Below are 24,230 nucleotides of genomic sequence, written 5' to 3'. Positions count from 1 at the left end.
TCAGCTTCTCACTCCGTGCTGCAGCCCTGCACCACAGCACCAGAAAAGGTGCCGGCCGTGCGCTCCCCAGCGCCGCCGGCGGTCGATCTTCTGCCCGGTTCGACGGACCGGTGGAAAGGCCGAGACCTTGCAGTTTTTAAGCCTCGTGTTTAGCGGACGCCAGACACGATGCAAAAGGCTTTTGGATACAGCGCGGCCACGTCCAAGCGGGCGTGACACATGAAACCGATCTGCCCATACTCCGAGAAAGCCTCTTCCAGAACTTGGATCGAAACCTGCTCACGCAGACCGATCACAAATTGCGTGAAGTCGCCAAGATAGATCTCGCTGCAGTCGGTCGAAGATCCGACCGTCAGGTTGTTCGGAACCTGGGACGTTTGCAGCAGCTTCACGGGTTTGAGCATGTCGGGAACCTGCAGCGGTTGGCCGGTGGTATCGACCAGGGCGCCCAACTTCACGCGGGAGCGCGGGCTCATGATGGCCGCGCCAGGCATGGGGGCGTTGGCTTCCATCAGCTTCTCCGCGCCTGCAAAGAAGTTTGCATAGCCGGCCAGGGCGGCGCCGTCGGTGCCGTTGGTCACGGTTTGCACGCCAGGTACGTTCAGCAGTCCGCGAATCTCTGGCGCGGTGCCGCTGCCACGCAGACCAGCGCGGTCCATTTCCACGGCAAAGGCCTGGGCAATCGCCACCTGAAGCGCAGACTCGACGTTGACGCCATCGGCCAGCAGCTCGCGGGAAACCTTGACCACAAAAGAAAGCGACTGCGGGGTCATCTGCACGTTGCGGAAGGTTGGGCCGGATTCAGCCACCTGCCCATTCTCTGCACGCCAGGCGGCCGTGGGGATGGTGTCCACGGCAGCAAAGCTGAAGCTTTTCGCGTCACCCAGCGGAACGATGGCCGCGCCGGCTTGCATCAGGCTCGACTCGGGGACCATGGCCTCCAGAATGCGCGGCATCACGGAGCTGGGCACAGCGTAGCCGCCCGATGCGTCAACCCCAACAGAAAGGGCACGCACCACCTCTGGCGTTGACTTCATGCGGGCCACGCCGCGCAGAAAGCCGGCCAGGCTGAGTGCGTCCCGGAAGTCTGGGCGCTGGCTGTAGTGGCGCCGGAAATCGTCACCCGTGCGCAGCATCGCCGCAGCATCCAGTGTGCGGTGCTCGGTTGCGCCGGCAGGCGTGCCCAAGTCAGCAGTCGCCAGCGGCTTCGTTGCCATTGAGCGGATCAGCTCCTGCTGGAATTGTTCGACCGTTTGGCCGGCGCCAATGGAGCGCATGGCCAGGGCTTCGACGCCAGGCAGTGCGCAGGACTTTGCAACTTCTGCGATTTCGGCGGCATGGTTGCGGGTGGAAATGTTTTCCATGGTGAGTGTCTTTCGTTTGGTGATTGGGTGCGAACGGTTGAAGCCGGCCTTTGGGTCGGCAGGGATGGCGACAGCAGAAACCTCGTAGGGCATGAAGCCGAATCGAAGGGCTGTGCGGCCGTCTGGCAGGGTTTCCGGGGTGCCGGTGTCGGTCAGTTGGTAGCCGATGGAGACGCCGGTCACGATGCCGGCATCCACATCGGCCAGAACCTCGCCGGCCCGTGCGGATGTACCGAACACAGCATCGCCGCGCAGCTTCCCGCCTTCGGGGCGGATGTTGCGAACGATGCCAATGTTCAGGGTGCTGTGGTCGTGCGATTCGATCAATGGAAGATCGCCGCGCGACAGGTCGGCTTTGGAAGCGTCCAGAACTTCGACGAATCCCGATCGCTCGACCGGGTGGTCGGTCGCCAGAACCACGGGCACGGTACGCGCCTGGAGGTCCGGTTTTCCTAAGTCTGCTCTGCGCAGTTGCATATACAGCTCCTATGTTTGGCGCGGGCCAATAGAAAAGGGCCGCGCCGACGTTGAATCACACCGAATTGACGGTGCGCCTTCTCGATCGGTACGGCCCTTTACTGGAGCTGTACTTTTTTGGTTCTCAAGACCCCCCGGCGTCCTAGCCGGTTTCAGACTTCGCGGTACTGGTGGCAATCCATCCAGAACCACTAAGCCTGTTCTTTCAAACTCGATGACAAGCACATCGTATCACATTTTTTTAAAAAAGCAAGCCTAGTGCATGGCTTTTTTGATCACCTCGACAGCGGCCGTGTGGGCGCCGGATTGCAGCGCGGCCATGGTGTGGGATGCCTGGGTCACGCCGGCCAGGATGACGGCGCGGGCCACGGCCGCTTCTGTCTCGTTTGCGGCAGGCGTGGCGAACCAGGTCAGAAGCTCGCCACCGCTGCAGAACCCCACAATGACGACGCTGCTGGCTGGTGAGTGCCACATGACAGCGCCGGCCCCCTGGGTGGTGGCCTGGGTCACCAGGTCGTTGAACGAAGCCAGTTCAGCGGCGGGGAGCATGTTTTCAAGGGTGATCATTTGTGTGTCCTTCGGTGTTGGGTTCAGTCTCTAAGTCGTCGTCGTCCTGAAAGTCATCAGGAGCCGGCTCGTCGTCCACCATGGAATCAAGCGCGGCATCAATCAGGCTGCCGGTTGACTTGACCCACTGGTTTCGCGCACTTGCCACCACCTGCAGGACGGCGGTCATCACGTCCTCGTCAATTTCTGGGCAGGTCTTGCGCAGCGTGCCCTCCAGCAGGTCGAAGCGGTCCACCACGGCGCTGGATGCCATGCCCAGGACGTCAGCCAGTACACCGATCGGTGCGTACTCACCCCGTGCGATCTGGTTTTTCAACTCCTGCGACTCGCGCTGTGAACGAGCGAGCGCAGCACGCTCTTGCACCAGGTCAAGCCCACCAAGCTCGTTCCCCAGGCGTCCTGCAGCCTGATCGCGCAATCGCTGGCAATAGGCCTGCAAAGCCTCACCCAGCGTCCCCTCGGTTGTGATCTTCCCTTCGCTCACCATGGCGCTGATCGCCTGCTGGGTCACGCCCACCATGTCGGCAAGCTCGGTTTGTGTTGCTGGTGCTTTAAGGTCAACTTTCACAATACAACCCCCTTAGGAGCACTGTGGAACAGCCCGACTACGCGGTTCGAATTACCCGCACCAGGAGCACATGGGAAGGACCCAGACCGGGGGGTATGGGTAGGAGCTGAGCGTTCACCATTCACCGTGCACCATTCACCATTTACCAAAAGGTTTCGCTGGCGCGTGCACGTGGTTTGAATGACCCGTGCCAGGGAAACACCCAGGGGGACCCGTGACGGGGCATAGGCCATGGCCTGCCCATGGCTCACAGGCGTTGGAGTAGTGGGCCGGTGCCAGCAGCGTGGTGCGCTTGGTGGTTTCGTCTTGAGGTTGCTCATGTTCTGCTCTTTCAATACTGGGTGTGAGATAAGTGATTTATGTGATTTATCAATGAAATCAACAACTTACGTGAGATTTAATGGTGATTTAATGTGTGAGTTAATGCTTGTCCTGAGTTGCTGGTGTTCTGGTGTTCTGGTGTTGGGGTGTTACCTCACGGTTCTCTCACCCTTACTTCACCCTCCTAACCCGCATAAACACTCATTTCTCACATAACTCACATATCTCACTCACGCGCCCGATTCACTGCGGCAGTACTGGGTAGTACCGGTGCGCTGGCCTTCCACCGCCCGTTGAATCGCGCTTCATTTCGATCAGTGGCGGCGCCAGGTTCAGCAGCGTCTCGAGCGCGGCCTTCACCTCTGGTATGCGCTTGCGTTTCCAGTGGTCCTGAAGGTCCGACAGCTTCACGCCGGGGCGCCCGTTGACTTGCGCCAGCACGTCTTTGGTGAAGTCGTCCAGATCGGCCTGCTCTTTTCCGTCGCGCCAAATGAAGTCGATGCTTTCGCGCCAGTACTCCACCCAGGCCAGCGCAGCAAGAAGATCGTTTGGCTCGATCACGTCGCGCTTGTCGATCAGTGCAAACACCATCGCCAGCATCCGCGCATAGACCTCACTTCGGGCCATCAAGCTACCCGCCAAGCCCTCACGGTCGCGGGTGATCTGTGGGTACAGCTCACACCAAACAGCCTTTGCCGCTGGTGACATCACCACCTCGTGGGTGTTGTTGCCGTGGGGGTCGCCGCCCGTCGCAAAATCAATGGCGTCTGCCAGGCGCTCGGCAAGAGCGTCCAGCACTTCGTCTGGTGTTGGCTCGGGCAGCGGGACCAACTTGGGCCGGTGGACGTGCAGCATCATGAAACGATTAAGCAGGCCGTTGGCCGCGTCGTTTGCCGTGGACTTTTCGCGCAGCTCGTGTCCGGTGATGTGGCCCATCAAAACGACATGGGGCTTTGTGGCTGTCATCTGGCTGGTCTTGGTCAGCGGCTCCATGTCGCGCCCGTCAAATAGGTTGCGAATCGTGGCCGATAGGGTGTTCCCATCTCGTTTGATTTGCGCCAACACGTTCGCTAACTCCGACTCGATCGCCAGCAGGCGCTTGTCCTTGATGCCGGGGTCGCCGCCTTTGCCGGTCTTTTCGTCTGGCTCACGCGGATCACGAATACGAAAAATAATGCCCTCGCCGCTGGATAGGCCTCCCGCGTGCTGGGGTGTTTTGTCGTTGTTGCTGTGACGCTTGCGCAGCAGGGCGTCTGAGCGTCTGGTCGTTTCGCGCGGGGTGTGTTCTGACGTGCCTTTGCGGGCCTTGCCCGACTTGCCGATGATCAGCAGGAACGGCCGACAATGAATGGTTGCGTCGCCGATTCTTTGGTATGCCGTGCGCCCGATAGCGGTGCTGAACAGCGCCAGGACGTTCGCAGCCACCGCCACAGGGTGCGCCTCGCTGGAATAGGTCGCAGCGCTCACCACGTCGCGCACCAGGGCGGGGTATGCGTGCTGGGGCATAACAGGAGGCGCCACAGGCGCCTCCAAAGGTGCGGCGCCGTCGCTGGGCAGATCGTCGCCGCCTCCTTCGTCCATGGGGCCAAAGTTGTACCGCGGTGCGGTGCGCTCGATTTCTGCGTCCAGCCCTGCGGCCAGGTGGTTGTACTGGGCTGGTGTTTTCATGCGAAGTCCTCCACCAGCTTGGTGATCCGGTTGCAGCACACCAGCAAGCGGGCGCGGTCCGCCTCGCTGAGTGGTTTGCCTGAAGCCAGGTTGCCCGCTGCCACCGCGCACACGGTCGCTTCAAAGCCCAACACCTCGAGCGCACTACGCGGCGACAGCGCCGCCGCCTTGTGGTTTGCTTGCGGTTTGCCGTCATCAACCCAGGCGCCTAGCGCCTTCGCAGCCTCTACAAAATCCAGGTTTGCGCCTTGCATTTCGTGCGCCAGCACGTCGCCACCTTTGACGCCGCAAGACATGCACACCCAGGCGCCGGTAACGGTGTTCACGCGCATCGAATCACTGCCACCATGGAAGCGACAGTTGGTTGTTTTCCACTTCGCACGGGATGGCCCGGTAAGCTTGTGCCCCAGCTCCTCAAAGTAGGTGACAGGATCGGGGAGTAGGTTTCGGTCGAAGGTCATACAGGAGCCCCCTCAACTTGCGCCAGGAACGCACGCACGTCGTGCGGGTGACTGAGCACGTTGGTCTTAGAACTGCGCATGATGTGGAAGCTGGCGCGGCCATCGCCGGCCCGGTAAACGCGCTGCAGGCTGTAGCCACGTTTGGCGAAACGCGCCCGCAAGTGGCGAAACTCGCCCGGCTCAAATTCATGGCCGGTGGGGTTGCCCGATAGGCCGCTGAAGCGGATAATCGCGCCGTTGGTTGGTTTTGTTTGATCTGCGTGAAGCCCGGTTGCCGCCGGGCTTTGTGCTTTCTGGTCGGCGCTTTGGCTCAGTAGGGACGTGCCTCGTCCTGCCGTTGCGGCATGTTGTTGGTCGTGCATGGTGCCCCCTTACTTGCCGAGGTTGGCAATGAGGGCATCGATCTCGCTGGCTTTCCAGACGGTCACGCGGGGGGACAGCTTGATCCCCTTCGGATACTTGCCGTCTTTCACACCCTTCCACCAGGCCGACCGGGATATGCCCATGCGGTCGGTGATGTGGGGAACTGCGCGAAGCAAACGTTCTGGCTGATTTTGGGTTGAATGGTGGGTTGTCATTGTTGGGTTTTCGTAACGGTTACAAAAAACCAAAACCCAACACCACCCCACCCGTTCCGGTAACGGGGTCGGTGATACCATCAAAGTCCCGTGTCAGGGAGACCTCAAGGCTTTCGGGTTTTGGCGGTCTAGACGGCCCTTCGTGTGCAACCACTTGGGGCCGTCGCCTTTTGTGGGCCTTTTTTAAGTCCACGATCTAAATATAAGCCACACAGGTTCCTTTGTTTTCGGTACCGGCCCCGGCCTGAAAATAAAGATCCTGCGCTGCCATTCACCGTGCGGCCTTCATCAAGTGCCAGCGCCAAGCCGGTGAAGTTTTCCGACCCGGCGTCCCGGATATCAGGCCCGGTTTCTGCGCTCATTCATCCGCACAAGTTGCTCGGCCTCTCTCAGCCTCTCGGCCTTACCATTTGCTGTGTGCTGCAGGTACGCCCACCTTTTCAGGCTTTCGGCCTGCTCCGACAGCAGGTCCATATTGACAGCCACCATGCGCAGCAAAGCCCCGCGGTAGTAGTCACTCAGCACAGGCGCCGGCATGGTTTCCGGTTCGTTCTCGTGGTCATCGCCTCGCAGCCCATCCCACTCAATCAGCCGCAGTATCGAAGCGGCCCCGATGGACACGGCCTCCACTTTGTCAGCGAACCGTTGCACCGCGCCCCCGGGCAGATTCGCGTGCTCAACCTCTGGCCATCCGTAGTCACAAGCCTCAAAGGCGTATTCCGTGGCCTGCTTTGCGGCTTCGTTGGGTTGGTCTTTTGCGGTAGATTCGTTAGTAGCCATTTTCAAAGTTCCTTTTTGATGATGGTCAGGCGGGGCCGGTGTTAGTACCACCAGGCCCCGCCGCCTTTTGTGCCCAGCAAAAAACCGCCGCTGGGCATGGCGGAATCACTTCAAGCGCCTGGCACGCTCTCGCAGTAGTTGGCCCAGGCCTGCATCATGTCTCTGCGGCGGTCCAGCGCGTCACCCCGTCGATACGCAGCCTCTACCTTCGATTCCAGGGCATGGGCCAGCGCGGCCTCTGCCAGATCACGCGGGTATTCGGTGTGCTCAAACACCCAATCGCGGAAGGTTGAGCGAAAGCCATGGGGCACGCACAGGCGCCCATCGTCATCACGGAAGTTCATGCGCCGGGTAAGCGCTGTAAAGGCCATATCCGATAGCTGGCCACCACGCGGCGCGGGAAACGCTAGCTCGGTGCCCTCTATGCGCGGCATAGCCTTCAGCAGCTCGACAGCCTGGCTACTGAGCGGCACGCGGTGTTCCTTGCCTGCTTTCATCCGAGCGCCTGGCACCGTCCAGACTTTCGCCACCAGGTCGATCTCTGCCCAGGTTGCACCACGCACCTCGCCACTGCGGGCGGCGGTCAGGATGACAAATTCCAGCGCCTTCGGTGAAATGCCTTCACGCTGGCGCAAGGCCTCGATGAACGCCGGCACGTCGCTCGTTCTTACGGCGGGCTGGTGCTTTGGTTTTGCGACTTTGCCGGGTGCCGGTAGAAGTTGATCCAGCAGGCCATCCCACCGAGCGCAGTTCTCACCCTGGCGAAACCCTGCGGCAGTTGCCCAGGCCAGCACCTGCTCGATTCGGCCGCGTAGCCGTGACGCCGTCTGTGTCTTGGTTTTCCAGATCGGCAGCAGCACGGCCATCACATGGGCTTGCGTCACTTCGCCCACCAGAACGCTGCCCATGGTGGGATAGACGTACGTTTCAAACGTGGCGGGCCATTGGGCGCGGTGCTTTGCGTTGCGCCAGGAATCGGAATGCGCCTCTATGTACGCCTTGGCGCAGTCTGCAAAGGTCTTTTGTTTTGCGCGGAGTGCCTGCCGTGCGCTGCGTGCATCTTTGCGCTGCGCTACGGGGTCAATCCCCATGGTCGTGTCCGAGCGGGCGGCGCGGGTTTTTTCTCTGGCGATGGAAAGCGAAACGTCAGGAAAGCCGCCGAGGCCCATCTCGCGGCGCTTGCCGTCAACGTTGACCCGGGCAATCCACGAACGGGCGCCGGTAGGGGACACGCACAGGTACAGGCCAGCCACGCCGCCCACTGCGTGCATACCTGGCTCGGTCAGTCGTTGGACTGCCAGCGCTGAAAGCTCTTTAGCCTTGCTTCCCACCGTATCCCCACATCTGTCCCACCGTAAATTGGTGGATTGGGTGGGAGTGTAGTGGACTAACTTGGACTAATGCAATAGTCCGTAAGGGCAGGGACTAGGGAAATCAACGACTTATGGGACGTTGTTGGACTAGCTTTTGCAGTCATCTGGCGGAGACTGTGAGATTCGAACTCACGGACCCTTGCGGGTCGGCAGTTTTCAAGACTGCTGGTTTAAACCGCTCACCCAAGTCTCCGGATGCGGCTGCACAAGGCGCTTATTTTAGCCTGAGCGTGCCGGCCTGTTCACAGCGCGCCGGCTTCTGTCAGCAGCATGCCCCGCGTTTCGATGAAGCGCACCACCTCGGCCACGCCAGCCTGGGTTTTCAGGTTGGTCATCACCCAGGGGCGGCGTGCGCTGTCGGGGCGCATGCGGGCGGTGTCGGCCTTCATCACCTCCAGGTCGGCGCCCACGTAGGGGGCCAGGTCGGTTTTGTTGATGACGAAGAGGTCGCTCTTGGTGATGCCCGGGCCGCCTTTGCGCGGTATTTTTTCGCCGGCAGCCACGTCGATCACGTAAATGGTGAGGTCGCTCAGCTCGGGGCTGAAGGTGGCGGCCAGGTTGTCGCCGCCAGACTCCACAAACACGATGTCGGCGTTGGGGTGCTCGCCCAGCATGCGGTCGATGGCTTCGAGGTTGATGGAGCAGTCTTCGCGGATGGCGGTGTGCGGGCAGCCACCGGTTTCCACGCCCATGATGCGATCGGCCGGCAGCGCGCCGCTCACGGTGAGCAGGCGCTGGTCTTCCTTGGTGTAAATGTCGTTGGTGATGGCGATCAGGTCGTAGCGCTCGCGCATGGCTTTGCACAGCATTTCAAGCAGCGTGGTTTTGCCGGAGCCCACTGGGCCGCCGATGCCCACGCGCAATGGTGGCAGGGGTTTGGTGCGGTGGGGAATGTGGTGCAGAGCGGTCATGGTGAACTTGGGGTCAGGATCGGAACAGGCGGGAATATTGGGTTTCGTGGCGGGCCGACAAAATGGCCAGCATGGGCGTGAAGGCCTGGCGGGCGTGGTCGGGCAGGGCCATGGCGTGGTCCACCGCAGCGGGTATTTCTTGGGCCAGCCGCGCCAGCATGCGCTGGCCCGCGCTTTGGCCCAGCGGCACCGACTTGATGGCCGCCTGCACCATGTTTTCGGCCCAGCCAAAGGCGTAACCCAGCAGGCTGTCGCGGTGGCTGGCCTGGCTCTGGGCGGCGGCGCAGGCCATGGCCACGGGGTAGGTGGGCGGGTTCAGGGCAGCGCTTTGCAGCTGCTCAAACACGCCGGCGCCCAGCTCGCCCAGGTGGCGCGCCCATTCCAGCAGCGACCGGCCCATTTGTTCGGTTTGCAGGCGAAATTCGTGCGTTTCGCGGGTGTGCAGCACCCATTGGTTGAGCGCTTGGATGCGCGCCAGGTCGCCGCGTTGCCAAGCGGGCAGGGCCTGGGCCACCACGGCCAGGTCGGTGCGGGCCAGGCCCAGGTGCAGCTGGTCGATGAGCCACTGCGCGGCGCTGGCTTCGTGGCTGACCAGGCCGGCTTCCACAGCGGCTTCCAGGCCTTCGGAATACGAAAAGCCGCCCACCGGCAGCGTGGGCGAGGCCAGCCACAAAATGTGCAGCAGGCCCGAGGCCGAGCGCGCTGTGCCTGGGGTCAACGGGTCAGCCGTGGGCATGGCCGTGAGCGTGGGTGGTTGAGGTGTTGTGCCCGTGCGCATGTGTAGCGGAATGCCCGTGCCCATGGTGGTGGGTTTGCCCGCCGGCTTGGGGCGTGTAAGCACCGCCTTCGGGTTCAAAGGGTTCGCGCACTTCCTCCACCGTGAGGTGCATGGCGCGCAGCATCTCGGCCAGCACGTGGTCGGGTTCGATCTTCAGGTGGTCGGGCTTGAGCTCAATGGGCACATGGCGGTTGCCCAGGTGGTAGGCGGCTCGGGTCAGGTCAAACGGGCTGCCGTGTGCGGCGCAGGGGGTGATTTTCAGCACCGCTTGCGGCGCGGCCACCACACGCAGCAGCGAGCCGTCTTGCGTCACCAGCACGTCGCCACCGCGCACCACGGTGCCGCGCGGCAAGAACACGCCCACGTGCCGCTCGTCCGACGCGGTGGCGTCAAAGCGGCTTTTTTGTCGCACATCCCAGTCGAGTTCCAGATGTGCGGCGCGGCGCAGCAACGCGGGGGCCAGGCCTCGGCCTTGGGGAATGAGCTTGGACGCTTGAAGCATGAATAATGAGCCTGAAACCGTTAAAAAAGAAAGTACCGCTGCGCCAGCGAAAGCCGGCTGGCGGGCTCACAGGTCAGCAACACCCCGTCGGCACGCACGGTGTAGCGCTGCGGGTCAATCTCCATGTGGGGCAGGGCGCTGTTGTGCACCATGCTGGTCTTGGTGACGCTGCGGCAGCCTTTCACCGCTACCAGGTTTTTTTGCAACCCGAAGCGCGCGCCAATGCCGGCGGCCAAACCAGCTTGCGACACAAAGGTGAGGCTGCCTTTGGCCAGCGCCCCGCCCAGGGCGCCAAACATGGGCCGGTAGTGCACCGGTTGGGGGGTGGGGATAGAGGCGTTGGGGTCGCCCATGGCGGCCAGCGCAATGCTGCCGCCTTTCAACACCAGCGCCGGTTTGACGCCAAAGAAGGCCGGCTTCCAGACCACCAGGTCGGCCCATTTGCCCACTTCCAGCGAGCCAATGATGTGCGACATGCCGTGCGCAATGGCCGGGTTGATGGTGTATTTGGCCACGTAGCGCTTGACGCGGAAGTTGTCGTTGCGGTTGCTGTCTGGCGCCAGCGAGCCACGCTGGCTTTTCATTTTGTCGGCCGACTGCCAGGTGCGCAGAATCACCTCGCCGACTCGGCCCATGGCCTGGCTGTCGCTGCTCATGATGCTGATGGCGCCCATGTCGTGCAGGATGTCTTCGGCCGCAATCGTCTCGCGGCGGATGCGGCTTTCGGCAAACGCCAGGTCTTCGGGGATCGATGCGTCCAGGTGGTGGCACACCATGAGCATGTCCACGTGCTCGTCGAGCGTGTTGACCGTGTAGGGCATGGTCGGGTTGGTGCTGGAGGGCAGAAAGTTGGCCTCGCCCACCACCCGCAAAATGTCGGGCGCGTGGCCCCCGCCCGCGCCTTCGGTGTGAAAGGCGCAGAGCGTGCGGCCCTTGGTGGCGGCAATGGTGTCTTCCACAAAACCCGACTCGTTGAGCGTGTCCGAGTGCAGCGCCACCTGGGTGTCGGTTTCTTCGGCCACGTCCAGGCAGTTGCTGATGGCGCTGGGTGTGCTGCCCCAGTCTTCGTGCAGCTTCAGGCCGATCACGCCGGCCTCAATTTGCTCGCGCAGCGGCGCGGGCTGGCTGGCGTTGCCTTTGCCCAGAAAGCCCAGGTTCATGGGCAGGCCGTCGGCGGCTTGCAGCATGCGTTCAATGTGCCAGGGTCCAGGCGTGCAGGTGGTGGCAAAGGTGCCGGTGGCCGGGCCGGTGCCGCCGCCGAGCATGGTGGTGATGCCCGAGGCCAGCGCCTCGTCCACCTGCTGCGGGCAGATGAAGTGAATATGGCTGTCAATGCCGCCCGCGGTGACGATGGCACCCTCGCAGCTGATGACTTCGGTGCCGGGGCCAATGACGATGTCCACACCCGGCATGGTGTCGGGGTTGCCCGACTTGCCGATGGCCACGATGTGCCCGCCCTTGAGGCCAATGTCGGCCTTGACGATGCCCCAGTGGTCGATGATGAGGGCGTTGGTGAGCACGGTGTCCACGGCGCCTTCGGCGCGGGTGCGCTGCGACTGCGCCATGCCGTCGCGAATGGTCTTGCCGCCGCCAAACTTGGCTTCCTCGCCGTAGCCGCCGGCGCGCAGGGTGAAGTCTTGTTCCACCTCAATGACCAGTCCGGTGTCGGCCAGGCGCACCCGGTCGCCCACGGTGGGGCCGTACATGTCGGCGTAGGCGCTGCGAGCAATGTGGGCCATCACAGCGCTCCTTGGGTGAGGCCGCGAAAGCCGATCACCACGCGGTCGCCCGCATAGTCCACCAGCTCCACGGTGCGTTGCTGGCCGGGCTCAAAGCGCACGGCGGTGCCGGCCGCAATGTTCAGCCGCATGCCGTGGGCGGCCACGCGGTCGAAGCTGAGCGCCGCGTTGGTTTCGGCAAAGTGGTAATGCGAACCCACCTGCACCGGGCGGTTGGCGGTGTTCTGCACCACCACCGTGGCGGTGCGCCGGCCAGGGTTCAGGGCGTGCTCGCCTGCTTCAATGAAGTATTCGCCGGGGATCATGGCGGAGCTCACTTCTTTGACAGCCAAACGGCCACAGCCAGCAGCGCACCCGCTGCCACAAAACCCAGGGCGTCGGTGGCATGCCAGTGGCTGCCCAACAGACCATGGCCTTCGTGGGCGAAGGCGGGCAGGGTGGCCAGGGTAGCCGCGATTGTGGGCAGAGATTTCATGTCATGGCTCCAAAGTGAAGAGGCAGGCAGTCGGCGCGAAATGTTTGAATCCAGGGATGCGGTGGAACCGGCTTCGCCGGGCCACTTGCATCGCCCCCTGGAGGGGGTCGCGCGCAGCGCGGCGGGGGTGGGTCAAATACCGCGGCGCGGGGGGTATCACGGTATCGGTTGGTGCACGGTCACCAGCTTGGTGCCGTCGGGAAACGTGGCCTCCACCTGGATGTCGGGAATCATTTCGGCGATGCCGTCCATCACGTCGGCGCGGGTCAGCACGCTGCGGCCTTCGCTCATGAGTTGGGCCACGGTCTTGCCGTCGCGCGCACCTTCCATCACAGCGGCCGAAATCAGCGCCATGGCCTCGGGGTAGTTGAGCTTGAGCCCCCGGGCGCGGCGGCGCTCGGCCAGCAAGGCGGCGGTGAAGATCAGCAGCTTGTCTTTTTCACGAGGGGTCAGTTCCATTGCGTTTCACTCAATAGTTGGCTCTTGCAGCCGCACATGCCGGCTGAGCACGGGGTGTCAGTTCCATGGCGGCGCCCAGGTATCGGGGCTTTGTATGGGGGGTCTCCAGCAAGTCCCGTGCCCTCTGGTGCCCTTGCACACCCGGCATGGCATGAAAGCTGCACAAACCCGGTGTGAACACCCCTTTGCCCGAACCCGTCGCCAACCGCTCGCCCCGCCCCGTTGCCGAGGCCCCGGACGCCAGTGCGCCCCAGCGCATCACCCGCGTGCGCCGCGACTACAACCATTGGGTGGGCAGCGAAACCATGGAGGATTACGCGCTGCGCTACACGCCCCAGCGCTTTCGCAAGTGGAGCGAATGGCGCGTGGCCAACACCGCGTTTGGGGCCGCGTCGTTTCTCATTCTTGAAGCGGTGGGCGCCACGCTGCTGGTGCAATACGGCTTCATCAACGCGTTCTGGGCCATCCTGGCCACCGGGCTCATCATCTTCGCGGCGGGTCTGCCCATCAGCGTCTACGCCGCGCGCTATGGCGTGGACATGGACCTGCTCACGCGTGGTGCGGGTTTTGGCTACATCGGCTCCACCATCACCTCGCTCATTTACGCTTCGTTCACCTTCATCTTTTTTGCCCTGGAAGCTGCGGTGATGGCCTATGCGCTGGAACTCGCGCTCGGCATTCCCCCCGCCTGGGGCTACCTGATTTGTGCCGTGGTGGTCATTCCGCTGGTCACACACGGCGTGTCGGCCATCAGCAGGTTTCAAATGTGGACGCAACCGCTGTGGCTGGTGATGATGGTTGTGCCCTTTGTGGCGGTGGCGGTGCTCGACCCTGGTGCATTTGCCAACGTGGTGCACTACGGTGGTGAATCGGGTGCGGGTGCTGCGTTTGACTGGCACCTGTTTGGTGCGGCACTCACGGTGGGCATTGCGCTCATCACCCAAATGGGTGAACAGGCCGATTACTTGCGCTTCATGCCCGCGCAAGCGCCGGGCAAACCGCTGCGCTGGTGGGCCGGTGTGCTGGCCGGCGGGCCGGGCTGGGTGGTGCTGGGTGTGCTGAAAATGCTGGGCGGTGCGCTGTTGGCCTACCTGGCCATCAGCCACATGGTGCCGCCCGACCGCGCGGTAGACCCCAACCAGATGTACCTGGCGGCTTACGAATACGTGTTTCCGCACTACGGCTGGGCGGTGGCGGCCACGGCGCTGTTTGTGGTGGTGTCGCAGCTCAAGATCAACGTGACCAACGCCTACGCTGGCTCGCTGGCCTGGAGCAACTTCTTTTCGCGCCTCACCCACAGCCACCCCGGGCGCGTGGTGTGGGTGGTGTTCAACACGTTCATCGCCTTCATGCTGATGGAGATGAATGTGTTTCAGGCGCTCGGCGAGGTGCTGGGGCTGTACAGCAACATCGCCATCGCCTGGATCATGGCCGTGGTGGCCGACCTGGTGATCAACAAACCGCTGGGCTGGTCGCCCAAGGGCATCGAGTTCAAGCGTGCCCATTTGTACGACATCAACCCCGTGGGTGTGGGCGCCATGGGGCTGGCCTCGGCGCTGTCCATCGTGGCGCACCTGGGCCTCATGGGCGCGGGCGCTCAGGCCTTTTCGGCGGTGATCGCCATGGTCACGGCGCTGGTGGCGGCGCCACTGATCGCTTGGGCCACGCAGGGGCGCTACTACATTGCGCGTGCCGCTGCGGATGGGGATGCGGCGGCTTGTGTGACGGGCGGTTGCGGCGGTTGCGCCCGCCAAGGAGGCTCGTGCGCAAAAGCAGGACACACCCTCCAGACCTGCGTGATTTGCGAGCGCGCCTACGAAGCGCCCGACATGGCCCATTGCCCCGCCTACCAGGGTCACATTTGCTCGCTCTGCTGCACGCTGGACGCGCGCTGTGGCGACCTCTGCAAACCCCATGCGCGCCTCTCCGAGCAGTGGCAGGGCGCGTTGCGTACGGTGCTGCCGCAGCGGGTGTGGCCGTATCTGGAAGCGGGCCTGGCGCACTACCTGCTCATCATGCTGGTGATGGCGCCGGTGCTGGCCGCTGTGCTGGGTTTGCTGTACCAGCAGCAGGCGCAAGGCCTGGGGCAGGGGCTGCAGGCCGGGGCCGACGCTGGCTTGATCGACGCCGCCCTGCGCGCGGGTTTTCTGCATGTGTACGCCGTGCTCATGCTCATTGCAGCCACCGTGGCCTGGTGGCTGGTGCTGGCGCACAAAAGCCGCGAAGTGGCGCAAGAAGAAAGCAACCGGCAAACCCGTTTGCTGATGCAAGAAATTGACTCGCACCGCAAGACCGACGAAGCCCTGCAACACGCCCGCCAGGCCGCCGAGCAAGCCAACCAGGCCAAGACGCGCTACATCAGCACCATCAGCCACGAGCTGCGCACACCGCTCAACAGCATCCTGGGCTACGCGCAATTGCTGCAAGAAGACACCGGCATGGCGCCGCACCGCGTGCAAGCCATTCGCGTCATTCACCGGGGTGGTGAGCACCTGCTTTCGCTCATTGAAGGCACGCTGGACATTGCACGCATCGAGTCCGGCAAGCTTGCGCTCGACGTGAAACCCATGGCCTTTGCCGACACCCTGCGCGAAGTGGCCAGCATGTTCGAGCTGCAGGCCGCGGCCAAAGGCCTGCAGTTCGCGTTTGAAAGCGGCAGCCGCCTGCCCGACGCCGTGCGCGCCGACGAAAAGCGCCTGCGCCAGATCCTCATCAACCTGCTGGGCAACGCTGTCAAGTTCACCCGCGTGGGCCAGGTGCGCCTGCGCGTGGTGCATGCGCGCGAAATGGCGCTGTTTGAAGTGCACGACACCGGCCCCGGCATGGCCGCCGCCGACCTGGAGCGCGTGTTTGAACCCTTTGCCCGCGCCCAGGGCGAAGCCGCTGCGGTGGCACCCAGCGCCGGCACCGGCCTGGGCCTCACCATCGCCAAAATGCTCACCGACCTCATGGGCGGCGAAATGACCGTGCGCAGCACCCCCGGTGTGGGCAGCGTGTTCACCGTGCGGCTGTTTTTGCCCGAGCTGCACGGCGTGGCGCTGCCGCGCGCCGCCACCGCACCCGCCGTGACCGGCTACGCCGGCGAGCGCTTGCGCCTGCTGGTGGTGGACAACGAAGAGGCCGATCGCGAACTGCTGCAGCGCTGGCTGGCCCCGCTGGGTTTTGACGTGATGCTGGCCACCAGCGGGCTCGATGCCTTGCGCCTGCTCGACGGCCTGCAACCCGGTGACCCCGGCGCGCCTCACGCGGTTTTCATGGACCTGGCCATGCCCGGCATCGACGGCTGGGAAACCGTGCGCCGGCTGCGCGCCGCAGGCTGGGTCGCGGTGCCGCTGGCCATCGTGTCGGCCAATGCGTTTGACAAAGGGCTCGACAACGATCTGGGTCACCGCCCGCAAGACTTTTTTGTGAAGCCCGTGCGGCGTGAAGACCTGCTGGCCTGGCTTGCTCAGCGCCTGGCGCTGCAATGGCTCAGCGCCGAACCCGCTGCACCGGCCGCGTTGAAACCGCCCACGACCGCCGCCAGCAGCCCCACCGAACTGGCGCCCCTGCTGGAGCTGGTGCGCCTGGGTTACTACAAAGGCATCGTCACCTGGCTCGACGACTGGGTGCGCCAGCGCCCCGAACAGGCCGACTTTGCCCAGAGCCTGCGCACCCTGGCGCGCGAGTTTCGCTTTGAAGTGATCGAGCAGCGCCTGCTGGCCCACAGCGCCACACCCCAAATACCATGAACTCCCGCTCGCCCGCCGAACACCCCGCGACCCTGAACGACGCCCTGGTCGTACTCATCGTGGACGACGTGCCCGACAACGTGGCGCCGCTGCACGACGCGCTGGACGAAGCCGGCTACACCGTGCTCGTGGCGCTCGACGGTGAGGCCGCCATCCGCCGCGCCACCCAGGCCCTGCCCGACGTGGTGTTGCTCGACGCCGTCATGCCCGGGCTGGACGGCTTCGAGGTGGCCCGCCGGCTCAAGGCCAACCCCGCCACGGCCCACATTCCCATCATCTTCATGACCGGGCTGACCGAAACCGAGCACCTGGTGGCCGCGCTCGACGCCGGCGGTGCCGACTACGTGACCAAGCCCATCAAGCCGCGCGAGGTGATGGCGCGCATGGGCGTGCACCTGCGCACCGCGCGCCATGTGCGCCAGGGCGCGGTAGAACGCAGCCAGGCGCGCAACGCGCTGGATGCCTTTGGCTACGCCACCATCACCGTGCGCGCACAAGACGGCCGCCTGATGTGGCAAACCCCGCTGGCGCGCGACCTGCTGCAGCGCTACTGCGGCACCGAAGCGCCCCACACGCCACCCGCCGTGGTGCAGTGGCTGCGCCGCCACCTGGGCGAAGCGCAAGCCCAGCGCGAGCCGCCGCGCCTCACCCTGGAAAACGGCCCGCGCCGCCTCACCTTTCGCCTGCACCAGCAGGTGGGCGACCAGGACGCCGAAGGCAGCGAAGCCCCCGGCGAGGGCGGCGACTGGCTCATCGTCATGCAAGAGACCTCCGACGCCAGCGTGCTCGAAGCCATGGCCCACGCCTTCGCGCTCACCGCCCGCGAAGCCGAGGTGTTGTACTGGGTGGCCAAAGGCAAGATCAACCGCGATATTGGCGACATCCTGGGTTCCAGCCCTGCCACCGTGAAGAAACACCTGGAGCGCATCTACGCCAAGCTTGGCGTCGAAACCCGCACCGCCGCAGCGGCCATGGCCATCAACCGCGTGCCGCTGCTGCAGCCGCAGCACGGGGGGTGATCTGGAGGGCGTAGCGCGTCAGTTCAAGCACTGTCTTTTTTCAGGATGGCGGCGGTGAAGCGGAGGAAATCGTTCAGATGCACGGTCACCACCCGCTGCAAAATGGGGAGCAGCAACTTCTGGTCATCGTGCACCGCGATGTTGCGAAAGCCCACCATGCGTTGCATGGTGTCTTGCAATGTCGCATCCATCCAGCCCGCTTGCGCCAGCAGGGAAAACACATCGCGCGCACTCTGTGGCAAGCCCAGCCGGTCACGGCGAATCAGGTGCTGGCCCATGTCCAGGCAGGCCTCACAAGCCCGCTGAATGTTCAACACGGCAGCATCCTGCCGGGTGAAGTCGGTCGCAAAGTCCGGACTGGCCGCATATTCCTCGCGCGCACGGGCCACACACCGCTCCACGGTGGCCGCCTTGTTGAGCAACACGTCGTCAGCCATGAATGCTTCCTCTCTCGGCAATGTCGCGCAGCAAGCCAGCGCGTGCTTCGTCCAGATGCAGTTTTTCGGTCAGCGCGAAACACTCGAACAGACCGGCGGCGAGGGCATCACCCCACAGGCGCTGGCCGGTGGTCAGCACCTGATGCTGCATCACCGTGCTGGCTGCGCGCAGGTCCAACAGATCGACATGCCGGTTGAGCAGCGCGGCCAATTCCATAGCGGTATCCCACAGCGCGTTGGCGTTGGCGTAACCGGGCAGCAAGACCGCCAGATCCACGTCGCTCAAGGCATCAGCCTGGCCACTGGCCTGGCTGCCAAACACATAAAACGCCAGTGCATCAGGAAACCGCTGCTGCAACACGCGCAGCACCGGGCCTTGGGCGCTGAGCGCGTGGGTCAGATCAAGGGATGTGGTGTGCATGGTTCATGGGGCGGACGTTATGCGAGCCATGATAACGATGGCAGCCGAACACCGGGGGCGGCGGCAGCGCTGGACCACAGCAGGCGCAGCCCGACGCGGCGAAGTTTTCAGCCGTGGGACCCCCGCATACGCCACCCGGCGTACATACGCCGATCAGGGTTCTCCCTAGCATCCAGTTGTCCGCTGTGAACCGCCAGAAAGGTCGGGTTCGGCGGCAAGAGTCACCCCCTCAACTGGATGTTTTTTAGAACCCCTGGAGAAGCGCCATGATGCAACGTCGATTCACCCTCAAAGCCCTGTCTGTGGCCGCCGCCCTGGGCGCTTTTGGCCTGCCGGCCCACGCACAAAGCACCATCAAGGTCGGGGTGCTGCACAGCCTATCGGGCACGATGGCCATTTCAGAGACCGTGCTGAAAGACGTGGCCCTGATGGCCATTGACGAGATCAACGCCAAGGGCGGCGTGTTGGGCAAAAAGATCGAACCCGTGGTGGTGGACCCGGCTTCCAACTGGCCGCTGTTTGCCGAAAAGGCCAAGCAGCTGATCGACCAGGACAAGGTGGCCGCGGTGTTTGGCTGCTGGACGTCGGTGTCGCGCAAGTCGGTGCTGCCGGTGTTTGAAGAAAAGAACAACCTGCTGTTCTACCCCGTGCAGTACGAAGGCGAAGAGCTGTCCAAGAACGTGTTCTACACCGGCGCTGCGCCCAACCAGCAAGCCATTCCCGCGGTCGAATACCTGATGAGCAAGGACGGCGGCAGCGCCAAGCGCTTCGTGTTGCTGGGCACCGACTATGTGTACCCCCGCACCACCAACAAGATCCTGCGCGCCTTCCTGAAAAGCAAGGGCGTGGCCGATGCCGACATCATGGAGGAATACACCCCCTTCGGTCACTCGGACTACCAGACCATCATTGCCAACATCAAGAAGTTTGCAGCGGCTGGCAAAAAGACGGCGGTGGTGTCCACCATCAACGGTGACTCCAACGTGCCGTTTTACAAGGAACTGGGCAACGCAGGCCTGAGCGCCAAAGACGTGCCCGTGGTGGCCTTCTCGGTGGGCGAAGAAGAGCTGCGCGGCGTGGACACCAAGCCGCTGGTGGGCCACCTGGCCGCCTGGAACTACTTCATGAGCATCAAGAACCCGACCAACGCCGCGTTCATCAAGAAGTGGAGCGACTACGCCAAGGCCAAGAACATCCCCGGCCACAAAGACAAGCCGCTGACCAACGACCCGATGGAAGCCACCTACATCGGCATCCACATGTGGGCGCAGGCGGTTGAAAAGGCCAAGAGCACCGACACCGACAAGGTGATCGCCGCCATGGCCGGCCAGACCTTCAAGGCACCGGGTGGCTTCACGTCCACCATGGACAAGGAAAACCACCACCTGCACAAGCCGGTCTTCATTGGTGAGATTCGCGCCGACGGTCAGTTCAACGTGGTGTGGAAAACGCCGGGCCCCGTGGTGGCCGACCCCTGGAGCGATTACATCGCTGAAAACAAGGGCAAGAAAAACGTGCCCATGGTGAAGTGAGCGCCGCCAGCCTTTGACCCGTGCGGGCGCAGCCATGGGGCCGCGCCCGCACCTTGACCCGAATGCCCCGGCACATTTGAAAGACGGACCCATGCGTCCCACCCTGAATACCTGGTTGTTGCGAACGCTGTGTGCGCTGTGGCTGCTGTGCAGCCTGCCCGCCCACGCCCTCACGCCCGCCGACGCCCTGGCCCTGGTCGCCGGCGACACGGACGACCGCATCACCACCCTGAACCGGCTGGCCACCGAGCCCGACCCCAAAGCGTCTGCCCTCATCCAGGCCATGGCCGACGAAAGCGTGCGTGTGGACGGTGAGCGTGTGCTCATCGTTCAGGGCGAAGGCGCTGTGGACGCCGTGACCGGCGAGCTGCTGGCCACGCTGCCCGACGCCGCTGAAGACGTGATGATCAACAACCGCATGCGCAGCGCGATGGAAACCGCGTTGGCTGGCATGGACCTGTTTGGCGCGACACCGGAGCGCCAGCGCGAGGCCGCCAAGAGCCTTCAGCGCAACGCGTTTGACGAACCCGACGCTGCCCAGTTGCCGCTGATCGACAAAGCGCTGGCCGGCGAGCTGGACCCGCAGGCACGCCAGATGCTGGAACTGGCACAGGCGGCGGTGCTGCTGACCAGCGACGACGAAACGCAGCGCCTGGGTGCTGCCCAAAAGTTGGGCGAAGCCCGCCAGGCCATCGTGCGGCCTCTGCTGGTGCAGCGCATGGAAACCGAAGAAAGCCCGGCTGTAAAAACTGCGCTGAAGGCTTCTCTGGCCTCATTGGAGCGCTCGCTGTCCATCAGCAGCGCGCTGGCCCAAGCTTTTACAGGCGTCAGCCTGGGCAGCATCTTGCTGCTGGCTGCCCTGGGCCTGGCCATCACCTACGGGCTCATGGGTGTCATCAACATGGCCCACGGCGAGCTGATCATGATCGGCGCCTACGCCACCTGGCTGGTGCAGTCGTTTTTTCGGGAGTCGCTGCCGGGCTTGTTCGACTGGTATTTGCTGGTGGCCTTGCCGATTGCGTTCATTACTTCTGCGCTGGTGGGCGCGGCCATGGAGCGCACGGTGATCCGCTTCCTGTATGGCCGCCCGCTGGAAACGCTGCTGGCCACCTGGGGCATCAGCCTGGTGCTGATGCAGGGTGTGCGCACGCTGTTTGGCGCGCAAAACGTGGGTGTGGAAAACCCCAGCTGGATGAGCGGCAGCATCACCCTCATGGGCAACCTCACGCTGCCGTGGAACCGCATCATCATCATCGCCTTTGCGGCCGCCGTGCTGGTGGGCGTGACGCTCATGATCACCCGCACGCGGCTGGGCCTGTTTGTGCGCGGCGTCACGCAAAACCGGCCCATTGCCGCCTGCATGGGCGTGAACACCGCGCGCATCGACACCTATGCGTTTGCGCTGGGTTCGGGCATTGCCGGCCTGGCTGGTTGCGCGCTGAGCCAGATCGGCAACGTGGGCCCCGACCTGGGCCAGAGCTACATCGTGGACTCGTTCATGGTGGTGGTGCTCGGCGGCGTGGGCCAGCTCGCCGGCACGGTGTACGCCGCACTCGGTCTGGGTGTGCTCAACAAGTTTCTTGAAGGCTGGGCCGGTGCGGTGCTGGCCAAGATCGCGGTGCTGGTCTTCATCATCGTGTTCATACAAAAACGGCCGCAGGGGATTTTCGCGATGAAAGGCCGCAGTGCGGAAGCATGAACACCATGACCACAACAACACAAGCACCCGTTCGCCCTGAGCCTGTCGACGGGCTCGCAAGGGCTTCGACAAGCTCGGCCCGAACGGACGTGGTTTCTCCTGTCACACTGCCTCAAGCTGGCCCCCTGCTGACCCGCACCGGCTGGAGCGGTGCGCTGGTTGCGCTGCTGGTGGTCTGTGCCGTGGCGCCCACCCTCAACCTGCTGGTGCCCGAGAGCAGCGTGTTCCACCTGAGCGACTACATGGTCGGTCTGCTGGGCAAGATCATGTGCTACGCCATCTGCGCGTTGGCCATGGACCTGATCTGGGGCTACACCGGCATTCTGAGCTTGGGCCACGGCCTGTTTTTTGCGCTCGGTGGCTACGTGATGGGCATGTACCTCATGCGCCAGATCGGTACCGACGGAAACTACAAAAGTGAGCTGCCCGACTTCATGGTGTTTCTGGACTGGAAAGAGCTGCCCTGGCACTGGGCGCTGAGCGACAGCTTCATCGCCACGTTGTTGTTGATCGTGCTGGTGCCCGGGGTGGTGGCCTTCGTGTTCGGCTACTTCGCTTTCCGCTCGCGCATCAAGGGCGTGTACTTCTCCATCATCACGCAGGCGCTGACCTTCGCCGCGCTGCTGCTGTTCTTTCGCAACGAAACCGGCCTGGGTGGCAACAACGGCTTCACCGACTTCAAACGCATTCTGGGTATGCCGCTGGCCACGCAAGAGATGCGCATGGCGCTGTTTGTCATCACCGGCCTCACGTTGCTGGGCTTCTTTTTGTGGGCGCGCTGGCTGGTCAACAGCAAGTTTGGCCGCGTGTTGCAGGCGGTGCGCGACGCCGAGAGCCGTGTCATGTTTTGCGGCTACAACCCGCTGCCCTACAAGCTCACCATCTGGACCATTTCGGCGGTGATGTGTGGCGTGGCGGGTGCGCTGTATGTGCCGCAGGTGGGCATCATCAACCCCGGCGAAATGAGCACGGCTGCCAGCATTGAAATCGCCATCTGGGCCGCCGTGGGCGGGCGCGCCACGCTCATCGGCCCCATCATCGGCGCTTTCATTGTCAACGGTGCCAAGAGCTGGCTCACGGTGAGCTTCCCCGAATACTGGCTGTATTTTCTGGGTGCCCTGTTCATCGTGGTCACGCTCTACATGCCGCAGGGCGTGGTGGGGCTGGTTCGCAAACTCAGAGGAGCGCGCGCATGACACCCGACCTGATGGAAGACGGCGCGCAGCGCTATGAAAAAGTCGCCGCAGTGGCCGCGCAGGGCCAGACCGAATCGGGTGGCCGCAGCGCGGGCTATGGCCGCGTGCACACACCCGGCGCCGTGGACACCACGCACGGCCGCATCCTCTATTTAGAAGACGTGCATGTGAGCTTCGACGGTTTCAAGGCCATCAACGGCCTGAGCCTGGACATCGCGCCCGGTGAGCTGCGCTGCATCATCGGCCCCAACGGTGCGGGCAAGACCACGATGATGGACATCATCACCGGCAAGACCAAGCCGGACGCGGGCCAGGTGTTTTTTGGCAGCACCCTTGATTTGCTGCGTTACCGCGAAGCCGAGATTGCCGCACTCGGCATTGGCCGCAAGTTCCAAAAGCCCACGGTATTTGAGCAACTCAGCGTGTTTGAAAACCTGGAACTGGCGCTGGCCACCGACAAGCGCGTGCGCCACAGCATGGTGTTCAAACTTACCGGGCTAGAGAAAGACCGCCTGGGCGAGGTGCTGCAAACCATCCACCTGCTGGACAGCGCCGGTCGGCAAGCGGGCTTGCTGAGCCATGGGCAAAAGCAGTGGCTTGAAATTGGCATGCTGCTGATGCAAGAACCCAAGCTGTTGCTGCTGGACGAGCCGGTGGCCGGCATGACGGATGAGGAGACTGCGCGCACCGCCGAGCTGTTTTTGTCGCTGAAAGGCAAACACTCGCTGATGGTGGTGGAGCACGACATGAGCTTCATCCGCGCTATTTCTGAGAAGGTGACGGTGTTGTGTGATGGCGCGGTGTTGGCTGAGGGGACGTTGGATGAGGTGCAGGGGGATGAGCGGGTGATTGAGGTTTATCTTGGTCGCTGAATTGGCTTCTTTGGTGAATGTTTCGGCTTTCGCGGCGTGCCGGGTCTCGCCCCGGCGGGCGACTCACTTTTCTTTGCTTCGCCAAAGAAAAGTGAGCAAAAGAAAGGCGAGCCGAAGTCCGGGCCGCTGCGCGGTTCCTTGCGCTGCTCGGTTCGAGCGGGGTCGGGCTGAACTCGCCTTCGGCTCAAACAACGCCCGCCCTGATCCGCTCGCCCCTGCGCTGCTCAGCCCGGCCACACGGCACAGCATGAATGCGGGAACGGGAACGGGAACGGGAACGGGAACGGGAACGGGAACGGGAA

24 protein-coding genes and 1 tRNA gene are annotated in these 24,230 nt (G+C 63.4%); 6 read left to right on the top strand and 19 right to left on the bottom strand.

Annotated elements, in window-relative coordinates; all coding sequences use genetic code 11:
• Positions 1 to 149 precede the first annotated feature (149 nt).
• The 17 genes from AC0GNR_RS03310 to AC0GNR_RS03230 form a co-directional block, all read right to left on the bottom strand.
• Positions 150 to 1,841, bottom strand: a complete 1,692-nt coding sequence (locus AC0GNR_RS03310) for a phage major capsid protein (RefSeq protein WP_472899576.1) — start codon at positions 1,839 to 1,841, stop codon at positions 150 to 152.
• A gap of 255 nt (positions 1,842 to 2,096) precedes the next feature.
• Positions 2,097 to 2,408: a hypothetical protein gene (locus AC0GNR_RS03305; protein ID WP_472899575.1), complete on the bottom strand. Its 312-nt coding sequence runs from the start codon at positions 2,406 to 2,408 to the stop codon at positions 2,097 to 2,099.
• Positions 2,395 to 2,976, bottom strand: coding sequence for a hypothetical protein (locus AC0GNR_RS03300; protein WP_472899574.1), 582 nt, complete (start codon positions 2,974 to 2,976; stop codon positions 2,395 to 2,397). The genes AC0GNR_RS03305 and AC0GNR_RS03300 overlap by 14 nt, the downstream gene beginning before the upstream one ends.
• 564 nt (positions 2,977 to 3,540) lie before the next feature.
• Positions 3,541 to 4,878: a DUF3987 domain-containing protein gene (locus AC0GNR_RS03295; RefSeq protein ID WP_472899573.1), complete on the bottom strand. Its 1,338-nt coding sequence runs from the start codon at positions 4,876 to 4,878 to the stop codon at positions 3,541 to 3,543.
• 83 nt (positions 4,879 to 4,961) lie between these two features.
• Complete coding sequence (locus AC0GNR_RS03290) at positions 4,962 to 5,426, bottom strand: CHC2 zinc finger domain-containing protein (RefSeq protein WP_472899572.1); 465 nt, start codon at positions 5,424 to 5,426, stop codon at positions 4,962 to 4,964.
• Positions 5,423 to 5,788 carry a hypothetical protein gene (locus tag AC0GNR_RS03285; RefSeq protein WP_472899571.1) on the bottom strand — a complete coding sequence of 122 codons (366 nt, stop codon included), beginning with the start codon at positions 5,786 to 5,788 and terminating at the stop codon, positions 5,423 to 5,425. The genes AC0GNR_RS03290 and AC0GNR_RS03285 overlap by 4 nt, the downstream gene beginning before the upstream one ends.
• Positions 5,789 to 5,797: 9 nt before the next feature.
• Entirely contained in the window at positions 5,798 to 6,004 is a 207-nt protein-coding gene (locus tag AC0GNR_RS03280) for a helix-turn-helix transcriptional regulator (RefSeq protein ID WP_472899570.1), read from the bottom strand.
• 339 nt (positions 6,005 to 6,343) lie between these two features.
• The gene (locus tag AC0GNR_RS03275) at positions 6,344 to 6,784 is read right to left on the bottom strand and encodes a hypothetical protein (RefSeq protein ID WP_472899569.1); all 441 of its coding nucleotides are present in this window, start codon (positions 6,782 to 6,784) and stop codon (positions 6,344 to 6,346) included.
• 110 nt (positions 6,785 to 6,894) lie between these two features.
• Positions 6,895 to 8,037, bottom strand: a complete 1,143-nt coding sequence (locus AC0GNR_RS03270) for a tyrosine-type recombinase/integrase (protein ID WP_472899568.1) — start codon at positions 8,035 to 8,037, stop codon at positions 6,895 to 6,897.
• A 225-nt stretch (positions 8,038 to 8,262) separates the two neighbouring features.
• A tRNA-Ser gene (locus AC0GNR_RS03265) sits at positions 8,263 to 8,350 on the bottom strand.
• A gap of 49 nt (positions 8,351 to 8,399) precedes the next feature.
• Positions 8,400 to 9,068 (bottom strand): urease accessory protein UreG, encoded by a 669-nt coding sequence (gene ureG / locus AC0GNR_RS03260; protein WP_472899567.1) that lies wholly within the window; start codon positions 9,066 to 9,068, stop codon positions 8,400 to 8,402.
• 13 nt (positions 9,069 to 9,081) lie between these two features.
• Positions 9,082 to 9,804 (bottom strand): urease accessory protein UreF, encoded by a 723-nt coding sequence (locus AC0GNR_RS03255; protein ID WP_472899566.1) that lies wholly within the window; start codon positions 9,802 to 9,804, stop codon positions 9,082 to 9,084.
• On the bottom strand, positions 9,791 to 10,348 hold the full coding sequence (gene ureE, locus AC0GNR_RS03250; RefSeq protein WP_472899565.1) for an urease accessory protein UreE: 558 nt from the start codon (positions 10,346 to 10,348) through the stop codon (positions 9,791 to 9,793). Before ureE ends, AC0GNR_RS03255 begins: the two co-directional genes overlap by 14 nt.
• A gap of 20 nt (positions 10,349 to 10,368) precedes the next feature.
• Positions 10,369 to 12,087 carry an urease subunit alpha gene (ureC, locus tag AC0GNR_RS03245; RefSeq protein WP_472899564.1) on the bottom strand — a complete coding sequence of 573 codons (1,719 nt, stop codon included), beginning with the start codon at positions 12,085 to 12,087 and terminating at the stop codon, positions 10,369 to 10,371.
• The gene (locus AC0GNR_RS03240) at positions 12,087 to 12,392 is read right to left on the bottom strand and encodes an urease subunit beta (RefSeq protein ID WP_472899563.1); all 306 of its coding nucleotides are present in this window, start codon (positions 12,390 to 12,392) and stop codon (positions 12,087 to 12,089) included. The genes ureC and AC0GNR_RS03240 overlap by 1 nt, the downstream gene beginning before the upstream one ends.
• Before the next feature lie 8 nt (positions 12,393 to 12,400).
• Positions 12,401 to 12,562 (bottom strand): hypothetical protein, encoded by a 162-nt coding sequence (locus AC0GNR_RS03235; protein ID WP_472899562.1) that lies wholly within the window; start codon positions 12,560 to 12,562, stop codon positions 12,401 to 12,403.
• Positions 12,563 to 12,718: 156 nt separating this feature from the next.
• Positions 12,719 to 13,021, bottom strand: coding sequence for an urease subunit gamma (locus tag AC0GNR_RS03230; protein ID WP_472899561.1), 303 nt, complete (start codon positions 13,019 to 13,021; stop codon positions 12,719 to 12,721).
• Positions 13,022 to 13,206: 185 nt separating this feature from the next.
• Between AC0GNR_RS03230 and AC0GNR_RS03225 the strand changes: the two genes are divergently transcribed.
• Both AC0GNR_RS03225 and AC0GNR_RS03220 read left to right on the top strand, forming a co-directional pair.
• Positions 13,207 to 16,752 carry a hybrid sensor histidine kinase/response regulator gene (locus AC0GNR_RS03225; RefSeq protein ID WP_472899629.1) on the top strand — a complete coding sequence of 1,182 codons (3,546 nt, stop codon included), beginning with the start codon at positions 13,207 to 13,209 and terminating at the stop codon, positions 16,750 to 16,752.
• Positions 16,749 to 17,771 (top strand): response regulator, encoded by a 1,023-nt coding sequence (locus AC0GNR_RS03220; RefSeq protein WP_472899560.1) that lies wholly within the window; start codon positions 16,749 to 16,751, stop codon positions 17,769 to 17,771. Before AC0GNR_RS03225 ends, AC0GNR_RS03220 begins: the two co-directional genes overlap by 4 nt.
• A 23-nt stretch (positions 17,772 to 17,794) precedes the next feature.
• Here AC0GNR_RS03220 and hepT read toward each other — a convergent pair whose 3' ends face one another.
• Both hepT and mntA read right to left on the bottom strand, forming a co-directional pair.
• Positions 17,795 to 18,208 carry a type VII toxin-antitoxin system HepT family RNase toxin gene (gene hepT, locus AC0GNR_RS03215; RefSeq protein ID WP_472899559.1) on the bottom strand — a complete coding sequence of 138 codons (414 nt, stop codon included), beginning with the start codon at positions 18,206 to 18,208 and terminating at the stop codon, positions 17,795 to 17,797.
• Positions 18,201 to 18,629, bottom strand: coding sequence for a type VII toxin-antitoxin system MntA family adenylyltransferase antitoxin (gene mntA / locus AC0GNR_RS03210; protein ID WP_472899558.1), 429 nt, complete (start codon positions 18,627 to 18,629; stop codon positions 18,201 to 18,203). The genes hepT and mntA overlap by 8 nt, the downstream gene beginning before the upstream one ends.
• Before the next feature lie 269 nt (positions 18,630 to 18,898).
• Between mntA and urtA the strand changes: the two genes are divergently transcribed.
• The 4 genes from urtA (at position 18,899) to urtD (ending at position 23,928) form a co-directional block, all read left to right on the top strand.
• Positions 18,899 to 20,161 (top strand): urea ABC transporter substrate-binding protein, encoded by a 1,263-nt coding sequence (gene urtA / locus AC0GNR_RS03205; RefSeq protein ID WP_472899628.1) that lies wholly within the window; start codon positions 18,899 to 18,901, stop codon positions 20,159 to 20,161.
• Positions 20,162 to 20,252: 91 nt separating this feature from the next.
• Positions 20,253 to 21,860: an urea ABC transporter permease subunit UrtB gene (gene urtB / locus AC0GNR_RS03200; RefSeq protein ID WP_472899557.1), complete on the top strand. Its 1,608-nt coding sequence runs from the start codon at positions 20,253 to 20,255 to the stop codon at positions 21,858 to 21,860.
• 89 nt (positions 21,861 to 21,949) lie between these two features.
• Complete coding sequence (gene urtC / locus AC0GNR_RS03195; protein WP_472899556.1) at positions 21,950 to 23,056, top strand: urea ABC transporter permease subunit UrtC; 1,107 nt, start codon at positions 21,950 to 21,952, stop codon at positions 23,054 to 23,056.
• Positions 23,053 to 23,928 (top strand): urea ABC transporter ATP-binding protein UrtD, encoded by an 876-nt coding sequence (gene urtD / locus AC0GNR_RS03190; RefSeq protein ID WP_472899555.1) that lies wholly within the window; start codon positions 23,053 to 23,055, stop codon positions 23,926 to 23,928. The genes urtC and urtD overlap by 4 nt, the downstream gene beginning before the upstream one ends.
• The last annotated feature ends 302 nt before the right edge of the window (positions 23,929 to 24,230 follow it).

The organism is Hydrogenophaga sp. LT287, assembly GCF_055702805.1.
This window is presented reverse-complemented; position numbering and strand designations above follow the sequence as displayed.